Raw genomic sequence first — 12,844 nt, 5'->3', positions numbered from 1 at the left:
GGACACGGATATGAAAAACGAAAAATGGGATGATGTTCACGGAAATACCACCCCGGATGACAGAATGGTTGCTTTTCTGGAAAGCCCCACGGATTCCTATGCGATTCTTCAGCTGCGGGAAGATGTAGACGATAATATCCCGCTCATGTTTGCAAATTACAGCTACCTTCAGAAGAAAGAAATGGAGCCTGAGATTGACCGTTACGAGGTGGTCTATCATGGCTCCATTTCTATGTCCGAGGATGTGAATCGGCAGCTGGAAGATTTGTATGTAAAGTTCAATATTGACCACCCGGATGATTTCCGTGGTCACAGTATGTCGGTCAGCGACATCGTAGCCTTAAAGGTAGTCGGTGAGGTATCCTTTCACTATGTAGATTCTGTTGGGTTTCAGAAGCTGGAAAACTTTATGAAGTCCGAAAACTACCTGAAAAACGCAGAGATGGCAATGGAAGATGATTATGGGATGATTGACGGTATCATCAATAACGGAAAAGCGTCCGGATTAGAGGAACGTCCTTCGGTGTTGGAGCAGTTAAAGGAAAAGCCCGTGCCGGATGTTTCCCATAAGCCGCCCAAGAGCCACCCGGAAAGGGAGATTGAATGATGGATTTCACACAGGATGAGCGGAACATGATGATGCTTTACAGCCCTGGCACAAGGTCAGGGCTGTGTGAAGCACTGACACTGATGAAGGAACAGCTTTCGGAGGACGAGTCAGAGCTTTTTGCTTTGGCAGACTCGGTTCTCCGTAAAGTTTCAGCCATGGACGATGCCGCCTTTGAGAAGCTGAACCTTTATCCGGATTGATAGGATTGGAGGGATACAATGAACGCAAAAGAGCGATTTTATTCCGGATTAGCAAAAGAAACGATTGGGAAAATCACCTCGAACACAGATAACTGGACTTCGTTTTTGAGAACGATGTCCCGCAACTATGAGTTCACCTATCCGGAACAGGTGATGATTTATGCTCAGCGCCCCAATGCGACCTTTTGCAAGCCCTATGAGGACTGGAACGCTGAAAATTACCGCAGATATGTAAAGCGTGGCTCTACCGGCATTGCTCTGTTTGTGATGAACAGGGATAAACCGTATCTGCGCTATGTGTTTGATGTGGCGGATACCGGCGTTCGCCGTTCTTCCCCGGAACTGAAACCGTGGGAGGTGACGCCTGAAAACCGCTCCTATGTCATGGAAGCGATGGAGCGTACCTTCGGTGTTGCCGCTGACGGGGTACTGGAAGCACAGCTTGAAGATATTGCATCCGCACTGGCGGCTGAGTATTGGGACGATTACAAAAAGCAGTTCCTCGACATCGTTGCCAACAGCTTCCTTGAGGAGTATGATGAACTCAACATCGAAGTAGCTTTCAAAAATGCGGTGGCAAACAGCGTATCCTATACGATGTATTGCCGGTTCGTGGAAAGTCCCGACAACTACTTCGAGCATGAGGATTTCCAGAAGGTGTTTGATTTTAACACCAGACAGACGGTAAATGCCCTTGGTACTGCGGTGAATGCCATCAGCACAAGGATGTTTCAGGAAATCGAAAAAGCGATTGGAGAACATGAGCAGATTAAAGCTACCGAAAGGAGTACAGATTATGAGCGAGATGACTTACAGACAGGCCGGAGATTATCAGATTCCGAACCTTCAGTTGGAGAACGAGGGAGAGAAACCTCTGGGCAAGTACGGCAGGATGCGTCGAGCATTTTTGGAACAGAACAATCCGATGCTCCTGAACGACATGATTCTGACGGAGAGCCTGTTCCCGCACCTGTGGGAGATCGAGGAAACAGCGAAAGCCAGAGTGGAGTTTCTGATGGAGCAGTACCTGAAGGACAGCCCCGCACCGGACAAGGAAACGCAGCAGATGGCGTGGGTGCAGCACATGAACAGCCTGAAAGCACAGGCGGAGGAAGTCGTGATGACGGAGCTTATCAACAGCTGAGTCTGAACCTTTTCCTCTCCGAAAATGAACAAATCAGTTTTATCGACCGAGCAGAGAGCTTTACGCCCTCTGCTTTTTCTTTTGCCCAGGAAGAAATCGACCACTTCCTTCTGCTTGGTAGCAATACCGATGAAGCCCGAAAAGTCGTAGCGCTGGAATATATGAAGCAGAAGCCGTTGGAAGAAATCGTTCAGACCTTAAAGCAGGTCTATCACGGCGGCTATGGTCTGAAAGAAGATAGCGGGAATATCTGTGCGTGGTATGCCGAGGACGGTATCCACCTTGCCAAAGGTTCCTCTGCCATTGACAGCCCCAGAGCGCAGATCGTTTCTTGGGAAACGGTTGCCGAGCGCATTGGAGAACTGCTTGAAAATGGTCGGTTCGCAACTAATGTGGAACTGGTAGAAGCATCCGGATATGAGCGTCAGAAGTTGGCAGAATCCCTGTGGCATCTTTATCACGATTTGAGTGAAGAAGCCCGTTCCAGCAACTATCTGGCAATTCTTCATCAGGAACCGTTTCGTGGTTTCCCTGACGAAACCGCAGACTTGGCTGAAAAGTTGGATGACCCTCGTTTCCACGCAACCTTGGTACAGCAGTATTCGGAATTTAGAAAAACCCTTGCGGAAAATCCCGATCTGCTTCGTTTTCACTATCACAAGCTGAATCTCATTCAGAAACAGCTGTATGAGTTGAATATGCCTTTGCGTGAGTATCAGACCGATATGATGCAGATGCCCCTTGTCCGCCAGTTCATTACGGATGATGAAGTCAATGCAGACTTGACCCGTGGAAGCGGCTTTTCCGGTGGTAAAGCCCGTATTTATAACTACTGGCAGGAGAATCATTCTGCCAAGGAAAAGATGGACTTCCTGAAGCATGAATACGGAACCGGTGGTCATTCCCATGCCTGCTCTGGTGCAACGCACAGCGGTCAGGATCACGATGCCAAGGGTGTTGCTTACACCAAGAGCGGTTGCGATAAATTGCAGATGTCCTGGGCGCAGGTGGTGCAGAGAATCGACGGTCTGATACGAAAGGGACGCTACCTCAGCCCGGAGGAAGAAGCGGAACGACAGGCTATCGAAGAAGCTAAAACTGATCCGTTGGAAGATGTTTATGACCGTTTCGCAGTGATTGATACCGAGGATGGCGAGTATGCGATCTGGGATAATCAGACCGATGACTACTATGTAGACCCGGAAGGCGTTACGGAATACTTCACGGACGAATGGCTTGCCAATGACTATTTGGAGGAAGTTCGTCAGTCCGTAGCTGCGATGGAGTCGGTTCAGCCAGAAGCGCCTGTGGCAGAGCCTGCCGAAGTTGTGGAAGCATCTGCTTCCGAGGAACCGAAATGGAATTATCAGGTCGGTGACACGGTATATCTGGACGATACAGCTTTCCGTGTGGAGCAGATCACGGACAGAGAAGTTCAGCTGCGTGACCCTACGCTTGCTTATCCCATCTTCCGTGCCGAGAATCGTGAGAATTTCGAGCGTATGCTCTCTCAGGACGAAAGAAACCATGCGGTAAGGGTTGATGCCCAAACCGAAGAAAAGCCCGTTACAGAGGATTTTCTGGGCAAAACCGAACCGAGGGACTACACCCCTGAGTATCAGCTGTTAGACCGTCTGCGTATGGACTGCGAATACTTCCTTGGTGCAGGACAGCACAGCGAAAAGCATCTGTGGGCAGGCAACCGCCATGCACAGATTGCCAAGATGCGTGAGCTGTATGAAATGATTCCCGACAAACCAGAATGGCTGACACCTGAGATGATTAACAGCTACGAGGAGCGCATGGCTCCCCGCTATCTGGTTGCCGCCTACCATCACTTTGAAAACGGCTTCGATGATAAACTGGACTACTACACTCTGGAAGAAGCGGAAAAAGCTGCCCAGGGCTATGTGGACGGAACCATGGAGGATGACGGATTCAAGTACGATGGTGCTGCCGTTTACGATCAGCAGGAGCATAAGTGCATCCGTATCTATGGGGACTACCCTGACGAAAAGGCACACGCACAGGTCAGAGCCAGTGCGGAACCCGAACAGCAGGAACCGGAACACTTCATCGATCATTTTTATGTTGCCGAGGACATTCAGAAGCGGGGTGCGCTGGACATCAAGGAATACAGTTCCTTTGATGATGCCCTGCGAGCCTACTATGCACTTCCTGACACGCAGAGAAAAGCCCTGGGTGCAATGAATACCAGAGATCTGCCGGGTAGTCTGGACTTCGTACAGTGCGTAGATGGAAAGGACACCATCATTCAGGATTATGCCCAGGTGGACGGATGGCAGAATGCCGAAGTCATGGACATTATCGCTCAGCTTGAGCAGTCCATCACCACCAGAGAAATCCCACCTGTTCCTGCGGTGAACTTCCACATCACGGATGACAACATCGGTGAAGGTGGACCGAAGCAGAAATTCGCAAGAAACATCGCAGCCATTGAAACTCTGTTCAAACTGGAAAGCGAGAACAGGAACGCCACTACCGAAGAACAGGAGATTTTGTCGAATTATGTCGGTTGGGGCGGTCTGGCAGATGCCTTTGACCCGGACAAGGGAAATTGGGCGAAGGAGTATCAGACACTGAAAAACCTGCTTTCCGAAGATGAATATGCTGCGGCAAGAGCTTCCACCCTGAACGCACATTACACCAGCCCTACGGTCATTCGCTCCATCTACGATGCGGTCGGACAGATGGGCTTTGAAACAGGAAATATTCTGGAGCCTGCTATGGGTATCGGCAACTTCTTTGGTATGCTCCCTCCTGAAATGCAGAGCAGCCGTTTGTATGGTGTGGAACTGGATTCCATCACCGGCAGAATTGCTCAGAAGCTCTATCCCAACGCAGAAATCAAAGTAGCCGGTTTTGAAACGACAGACCGCCGAGACTTTTACGATCTGGCTGTGGGTAATGTCCCTTTCGGCAACTACAAAGTGTCCGACAAGCCGTATGACAAGCTGGGATTCTCCATTCACAACTATTTCTTTGCCAAGGCTTTGGATCAGGTTCGTCCCGGTGGTGTGGTCGCTTTTGTGACAAGCCGTTACACCATGGATTCCAAGAACTCTGACGCAAGGCGATATATGGCGCAGAGGGCGGAACTGCTTGGTGCAATCCGTCTGCCAAACGATGCCTTTAAGAAAAACGCAGGCACGGAAGTCGTGTCCGACATCCTGTTCCTGCAAAAGCGTGACCATCCGATTGACATTGTACCGGAATGGGTAAACCTTGACCGCACCGAAGAAGGACACACCATGAACAGCTACTTTGTCGCTCATCCTGAAATGGTTCTGGGCGATACGGTGGAAGAAAGTACCGCCTACGGCATGGACATTACAGTGCGTCCCATTGAGGGCATGGAACTGTCCGAACTTCTGAAAGAAGCAGTTTCCCACATCCAAGGAACCTATCAGGCTGTGGAGCTTCCCGAAGCTGACAAGGGTAAGGAAATCGAAACCATTCCTGCAACCCCGGATGTAAAGAATTTCTCTTATACCGTGGTGGATGGCAATGTGTACTTCCGTGAAAACTCCCTGATGCGCCGTGTAGACCTGAATGAGAAAGCAAAAGACCGTGTGATGGGCATGGTGGAACTTCGTGGTATCGTCAACGAGCTGATCGAATATCAGCTTGAGGATTACCCGGATGAAATGATTACTCAGAAACAGGCAGAACTGAATGATGCCTACGATGCGTTTGCCGCAAAGAACGGGCTTATCAATAATCGAGCCAATGGTCAGGCATTTGCTGACGATTCCTCCTACTATCTCCTGTGTTCTCTGGAAAATGTGGATGAGGACGGCAATCTGAAAAGCAAGGCGGATATGTTCACCAAGCGAACCATCAAGCCGGAACGCAGAGTGACGAGCGTGGATACGCCGTCCGAAGCTCTGGCAATCTCTATCGGTGAGCGTGGCAAGGTGGATTTGCCGTTTATGGCACAGCTGCTTGGAACACCTGGAGAATACGATGCGATTCAGGCAGAGCTTCGAGGGGTGATCTTCAAAGACCCGATGGCTCCCGATGCTGTGGAAGTTGGATGGCAGACTGCCGATGATTACCTTTCCGGTGATGTAAGAAGCAAGCTGCGTGTCGCACAGATGGCGGCAGACAGGGATTCTTCCTTCCACATCAATGTGGAAGCCTTGCAGAAAGCACAGCCGAAGGACTTGGATGCGTCCGAGATTGATGTGCGTTTGGGTGCAACATGGATTGATGCCGATTATATTCAGCAGTTCATGGAGGAAACCTTTGAAACGCCGTATTACTTGCGCCGTTCCATTGAGGTCAAGTTCTCCGAGCTGACCGCAGAGTGGCGCATCAACGGTAAGAGTTCTCCCAACTACAACGATGTGGCGGCGTATGTCACCTACGGTACAGAGCGAGCCAACGCATATCGGATTCTGGAGGAAACGCTGAATCTGAAGGATATTCGTATCTATGATACGATTGAAGATGCAGATGGTAAGCAGAAGCGTGTCCTCAATAAAAAAGAAACTACCCTGGCACAGCAGAAACAGCAGGCAATCAAGGATGCGTTCCGAGATTGGATTTGGAGAGATCCGCACAGACGAGAAACCCTTTCCACCAAGTACAACGAACTTTTTAACTCCACCAGACCTCGTGAGTATGATGGCTCTCATATCCGTTTCGGCGGCATGAACCCGGATATTACCCTCCGTGAACACCAGAGAAATGCTATCGCTCATGTGCTATATGGTGGAAATACGCTGCTTGCACACGAAGTTGGTGCGGGCAAGACCTTCGAGATGGCTGCATCGGCTATGGAGAGTAAACGGCTTGGATTGAGCCAGAAATCCCTGTTCGTTGTGCCGAATCACTTGACCTTACAGTGGGCAAACGAGTTCCTGCACCTCTATCCGAGTGCCAAGCTCCTTGTTGCCACCAAGAAGGATTTTGAAACAGCAAACCGTAAGAAGTTCTGCGCTCGTATCGCAACGGGTGACTATGATGCAGTCATCATCGGTCACAGCCAGTTTGAAAAAATCCCGCTTTCTGCCGAACGACAGGAACGGCAGCTGCGGGAGCAGATTGATGAGATCGAGGGTGCGATTGCGGAGCTGAAATGGCAGCGTGGCGAAAACTTCACGATCAAGCAGATGGAGAAAACACGAAAATCATTGGAAGCCAGACTGGACAAGCTCCTTGCCGCTGACAAGAAAGATGATGTCATTACCTTTGAGCAGTTGGGTGTAGACCGGCTGTTTGTGGACGAAAGCCATGCGTTCAAGAATTTGTTCCTCTACACAAAAATGCGAAATGTGGCAGGTCTGTCCACCTCCGAAGCCCAGAAATCTTCGGATATGTTTATGAAGTGCCGCTATATGGATGAGCTGACCGGCGGGCGTGGTGTGATCTTTGCAACCGGTACTCCAGTAAGTAACTCGATGACCGAGCTTTATACGGTCATGCGCTATCTCCAGTACAGTACGCTCCAGCAAAAGAACCTGACCCATTTTGATTCCTGGGCATCGACCTTCGGAGAAACAACAACTGCGATTGAGCTTGCACCGGAGGGAACCGGCTATCGTGCCAGAACCCGATTTGCGAAGTTCTTCAACCTGCCTGAACTGATGAATATGTTCAAGGAGGTTGCCGACATCAAGACCTCTGACCAGTTGCATCTCCCTGTTCCCGAAGCAAAGTTTGAAACGGTTGTGGTTCAGCCCTCTGAGTACCAGAAGGATATGGTGGCTTCCCTTTCAGAGAGAGCAGCAGATGTTCATGCCGGTATTGTAGACCCGTCCGTCGATAATATGCTCAAGATTACCAGCGACGGACGAAAATTGGGACTGGATCAGCGGCTAATGAACACCCTGTTACCCGATGACCCTGACAGCAAGCTCAATGCCTGCGTGGGAAATATCCTGCGTATCTGGCAGGACGGTCAGGCTGACAAATTGACCCAGTTGGTGTTCTGCGACCTTAGCACACCGAAAAATGATGGAACCTTCAATGTCTATGATGATGTCAAAACCAAGCTGATTGCAAACGGTGTGCCTGCGGAAGAAGTTGCCTTTATCCATGATGCAGATACCGAGGCAAAGAAAAAAGACCTCTTTGCCAAGGTTCGTACCGGGCAGGTGCGAGTGCTTCTTGGCAGTACGCAAAAGATGGGTGCAGGAACCAACGTCCAGGACAAATTGGTGGCAGTTCACCACTTGGATGTGGGTTGGCGTCCGTCTGATATGACCCAGAGAAACGGTCGTATCATCCGTCAGGGCAACCGGAACAAAGAGGTTCAGGTGTATCAGTATGTGACCGAGGGAACCTTCGATGCCTACCTGTATCAGACCTTGGAAAACAAGCAGAAGTTTATTTCTCAGATTATGACCTCCAAATCACCGGTTCGCTCCTGTGACGATGTGGATGAGCAGGCGCTGTCCTATGCGGAGATCAAGGCGCTGTGTGCCGGCAATCCGCTTATCAAGGAAAAGATGGACTTGGACATTGATGTGGCAAGGCTGAAGGTGCTGAAAGCTGACCACCAGAGCCAGCAGTACCGTATGGAAGATAAGCTTCTGAAATACTTCCCGGCTGAGATTGAAAAGCAGACAGGCTATATTCATGGCTTTGAAGCTGATATTAAAACCGTGGAAGCACACCCGCAGATTGCCGATGGCTTTTGCGGCATGGAAATCATGGGCAAAGCCTACACCGAAAAGGCAGATGCCGGTGAAATCCTCCTTGCGGCTTGTAAGGACACGAAAAGTGCCGATCCGGTTCCTCTTGGCAGTTACCGTGGCTTTCAGATGGAGCTTTCGTTTGACAGTTTCCGGAACGAGTTCGATGTGACCCTGAAGGGCGCTGTGAGCCACAGAGTAGCCCTTGGAACGGACGCACGAGGAAATATCACCCGACTGGACAATGCCCTTGCAGGCATCCTTGAGCGCTTAGAACGAGCCAATGAGCAGTTGAATAATCTCTACAATCAGCAGGAAGCAGCCAAGGCGGAGGTTGGAAAACCGTTCCCGCAGGAAGCAGAGCTGACAGCCAAAAGTCAGCGACTGGCAGAACTGGATGCAGCCCTGAATATGGAGGACTCTGTGGAAAATCGTGACGAAAGAAGCGAGTCAGAGCGTCCTTCTGTGTTGGCTGATCTGAAATCCAAAGCGGAGCATATCCCGCCTGCAAAATACTCTGAAACCCGTGAGGAGGTGTTGTAATGGCAAAGCGAGATCAGGATGTTCATTTCCTTGCATCCAAGGAGGAGGTCGAGCGAATCCATGAGAAGATGGACGAGCTTGGCATCCGCAGCATGGGAGCCTATCTGCGGAAAATGGCTCTGGATGGTTACTGTATCAGACTGGATTTGCAGGATGTGAAAGCCCTGGTTTCGCTCCTGCGAATCTGCTCCAACAACCTGAACCAGTACGCAAAGCGAGCGAACGAAACAGGCAGCATCTATCGTGCTGACATTGAGGATTTGCAAAAACGGCTGGAGGAGATCTGGACGGACATGAGAGAAGTTCTTGTTCGCCTGTCCTCAATCCAGTAATCCGACAACTTGTTGGGAAGTCGCAGTTTCGGCTGCGGCTTTTACATAAGGGTTGACATCATTGCGTTATGGCAGATACCCTTGTACAATATAATTAAAAGAAAGGGGTTGAGCCTATGAAGCTGGTATTGAAGATATTGGCACTGCCGGTGCTGTTCGTTGTAAAAGTGATTTGCATTCTTGGAAATCTGCTTACAAATGTTGTGTCCTATGTAATTGGTTTATTGCTCTTGGTCATTGGCGGATCTGCGATTTACTGCATTGTAAAGGCTTTGTGGCAGTCCCTGCTTATTCTTGTGGTTCTTGGAATTGCGACAATAGCAGCGGTGTTCTTGCTCGTCTGGGCTGTTATGAAAGTCGAGAATATTGGAGAAAGTCTGGGAGCATTTATCAGGTCATAAGATAATATCAGAGAAAAGTCACCGACCGGTGGCTTTTTCTTTTTGGGAAGGAAGTGATGGGAATGGCAGCGACAAGATTGATTGCACTCCATGTGAATAAGGGAAAGACGGTCGCTCAATGTTTGGCAGACAGAACCGACTACTCACAAAATGCCGCAAAAACCAATGATGGCGAATTTATCAGTTCCTATGAGTGTGATCCAAAGACAGCAGATGAGGAATTTCTGCTTTCCAAACGGCAGTATCAGCATATTACCGGCAGACAGCAGAAGAACAATATCATCGCATACCAGATACGCCAGTCCTTTAAGCCGGGAGAAATCACCCCGGAAGAAGCGAACCAAGTCGGCTATGAAACAGCGATGCGATGGACAAAGGGAAAACACGCTTTCATCGTTGCGACCCACATCGACAAATCCCACATTCACAATCATATCATTTATAATTCGACCTCGCTGGATGCCACACGGAAATTCAAAAACTTCTTTCTTTCCGGTCTGGCGGTGCAAAGACTCAGTGATATGGTTTGCCTGGAACACGGGCTGTCCATTATTACACCGAAGCCGTATCGGGAGCGCCAGAAAAGAACTGTTTATCCCAAGAAGCGTACCCAGCGTGACGAATTATGTGATGCGATTGATGCGGTGCTGAAGCAGAAACCAAAGAGCTTTGATGGCTTTGTTCAGGCTCTGGCTGACATGGGATTTGAGTTCAAGGATGGAAAGCAGCCTGCGTTCAAGGGCGAGAATCAGAAGCGTTTCATTCGGCTGCGTTCCCTGGGCGAAGGATATAGCAAAGAGGAAATTCAAGCGGTTATCTCCGGCAAGAACCTGCACAAATCAAAAGGCGGCTCTGCCAAGGCTCCTGCCCCGAAGCAGTTCCAGATGCTGATTGATATTCAGGCAAAGATGGCCGAGGGCAAGACGGTCGGTTATGAAAAGTGGGCGAAGAAGTTCAACCGAAAAGAAGCTGCCCGAACGGTAATCCTACTGAAAGAAAAAGGCTTGGGCAACTACGACGATCTGACTGCTCATATTGAAAATCTGTCTGCCCGGTTCGATGCGCTTTCTGATTCTATCAAGGTCGCAGAGAAACGTATGGTTGAGGTTCAGGCGTTGCAGCAGCACATCAAAAATTATCGCAACACAAGGCAAATTTATATCGAGTACCGCAAGTCTGGATATAGCAAAAAATTCTTTGAAGAACACCGTCAGGAAATCACAATTCATAAAGCGGCGAAGCAAGCCTTTGATGAATTGCAGATTACAAAGCTCCCGTCCATGCAATCATTGTATGAGGAGTTTCATCAGCTGGCAGTCCAGAAAAAGCAGGACTACGCTGAGTACCGTCAGATCAGAAAAGAGAAAGAAGAACTGCTGATTGCCAAACGGACGGTTGAAACGATTTTGAATATCGACAGGCAGAAAGAGCAGGAAAAAGAGAAAGAGAAAGAGGAAAAGAAGAACTTCCGTTAAAGCAAAAAGCCACGGTCTGCACTCCCCAAAGGGTGCGGATCGTGGCTGCTTTTTTGCTTTTCGATTTCGGTGCTTTCAACCATGGGCAAATTTTTATTCTACTGTTCTTTGAGAAACGATTGAAAATCGTGTAGCCATCATCGGCAGATGATGTTCAAAGGGGATTGGGGATGCTTCCCCAACAAGCAAATTTGCGAAGATTGCACCGAAGGGAAAATCGAGAAAATGAGTGAACCTGTACAGGTTTACACTGCTTGCCAATTTGTGAGATTATGAATTTAGTATCGAGAATAGGGTACACCTAAATTTTGCAATGCTGCAACCCTATCATCGTTGCATGGATGAGTTGAGTATATTGCACTGAGAAAACCATCATGCGGAACATCTGAGATATGTTGGTCTAATACCGTCGCTAATTCAAGACCAAAACCAATTTTATAAGCAAATTCATCAGCCAGATACTCATTTTGTCTCATAGACCACATCAGAAAAAGCATACAGAACTTTACCCATAACCAAGAAAGTGCTGTTGATATTCCTGCGAAAACTGCGGTAATTATACCCATTACACCACTACGAGAGCATATTGCGAACAGCCCCATGATTGCAGAAAAAATCCAGTAGGATATTTTGATTAACAGGAGGCACCCGGATATAAATATATTGCCCCCGCCAATCAATAATTGGATAACAGTATGTCCGTATGAGAGATGTCCGATCTCATGGGCGAGAATTCCAAGTATCATATCATCGGAGAGTAAAAGCAATCCGTCAGTTATGCATAGTGTTTGCCTACCTAGAGCAAATGCATTTGGAGCAGGATCATGGATAATCTTCACTTTCACTTTTTTAGGACAGTATGATGTGTTCTCTTTTGCTTTATCTAAAACATATTGAACCAGCGGGACAACTCGAAGTTTTATATCTACTCTTTTTATATCGCTTGCTCCTGCGAAGGCAGCCAGGCACATTTCGCCTAATGGGGATAAGCTGATAGCTACTGTGAAAAAGTAAATACAAATCAGTTCAACAATGCTTCCTGACGAACCGAACACAGCAACAATCAGCAGAATATTAAGAGTAAAGAACAGAAGAGTTCCTAAGTTTGAGAAGCGAACAATTCTGCCTACACGATGCCAAATATCCATAATGCACCCCCCTTTTATCGTGTTGTTGGTTTGAGCTTGCATTGTTTAATTACTCAAATGTAAAGAAATCTTTGTTTCGCTCTTTGAACAGAGCAAAGACAGTCTCTAACACAAATTCGTTTTCAACACCAACATATTCTTCTGTTTCATCGTCAATTTCTTTCAGCTGCAAAATAACAACTTGCCCATCCGAATCTCCAATAGGAAGCAGGACAACATATTCGTTCTGGCGATACGGTATTAAGTCAAGAAATTCAAATTCAACTTCGTTCCCATTCTCATCATTCAAAGTTATAATGTTGTCTTCATCCATGTCGTCGTTCCTTTTC

The 12,844-nt window shown here is 48.3% G+C and carries 8 protein-coding genes; 6 read left to right on the top strand and 2 right to left on the bottom strand.

What is annotated here, in order from left to right; genetic code table 11:
• Positions 1 to 10 precede the first annotated feature (10 nt).
• The 6 genes from ACU68U_RS04480 to ACU68U_RS04455 all read left to right on the top strand — a co-directional run bounded on the left by ACU68U_RS04480 (position 11) and on the right by ACU68U_RS04455 (position 11,367).
• On the top strand, positions 11 to 607 hold the full coding sequence (locus ACU68U_RS04480) for a YodL domain-containing protein (protein WP_002304389.1): 597 nt from the start codon (positions 11 to 13) through the stop codon (positions 605 to 607).
• Complete coding sequence (locus ACU68U_RS04475) at positions 604 to 810, top strand: transposon-transfer assisting family protein (RefSeq protein ID WP_002578948.1); 207 nt, start codon at positions 604 to 606, stop codon at positions 808 to 810. The genes ACU68U_RS04480 and ACU68U_RS04475 overlap by 4 nt, the downstream gene beginning before the upstream one ends.
• An 18-nt stretch (positions 811 to 828) precedes the next feature.
• On the top strand, positions 829 to 9,159 hold the full coding sequence (locus ACU68U_RS04470; RefSeq protein WP_002304391.1) for an LPD11 domain-containing protein: 8,331 nt from the start codon (positions 829 to 831) through the stop codon (positions 9,157 to 9,159).
• Positions 9,159 to 9,491, top strand: a complete 333-nt coding sequence (locus ACU68U_RS04465) for a plasmid mobilization protein (protein ID WP_002578947.1) — start codon at positions 9,159 to 9,161, stop codon at positions 9,489 to 9,491. The genes ACU68U_RS04470 and ACU68U_RS04465 overlap by 1 nt, the downstream gene beginning before the upstream one ends.
• Before the next feature lie 116 nt (positions 9,492 to 9,607).
• Positions 9,608 to 9,892, top strand: coding sequence for a hypothetical protein (locus ACU68U_RS04460; protein ID WP_002578946.1), 285 nt, complete (start codon positions 9,608 to 9,610; stop codon positions 9,890 to 9,892).
• Between the two features lie 56 nt (positions 9,893 to 9,948).
• Positions 9,949 to 11,367, top strand: a complete 1,419-nt coding sequence (locus ACU68U_RS04455; RefSeq protein ID WP_002304392.1) for a relaxase/mobilization nuclease domain-containing protein — start codon at positions 9,949 to 9,951, stop codon at positions 11,365 to 11,367.
• A 278-nt stretch (positions 11,368 to 11,645) separates the two neighbouring features.
• Here the strand turns inward: ACU68U_RS04455 and ACU68U_RS04450 are convergent, their stop codons facing one another.
• Both ACU68U_RS04450 and ACU68U_RS04445 read right to left on the bottom strand, forming a co-directional pair.
• Positions 11,646 to 12,515, bottom strand: coding sequence for a zinc metalloprotease HtpX (locus tag ACU68U_RS04450; protein ID WP_002588966.1), 870 nt, complete (start codon positions 12,513 to 12,515; stop codon positions 11,646 to 11,648).
• A gap of 49 nt (positions 12,516 to 12,564) precedes the next feature.
• On the bottom strand, positions 12,565 to 12,828 hold the full coding sequence (locus tag ACU68U_RS04445) for a DUF1292 domain-containing protein (RefSeq protein ID WP_002304397.1): 264 nt from the start codon (positions 12,826 to 12,828) through the stop codon (positions 12,565 to 12,567).
• Positions 12,829 to 12,844 lie beyond the last annotated feature (16 nt).

It is taken from the genome of Finegoldia sp. P3-F-LR (genome assembly GCF_052932165.1).
The sequence above is the reverse complement of the archived record's forward strand: the minus strand, read 5'-3'. Positions and strand labels throughout refer to the sequence as shown.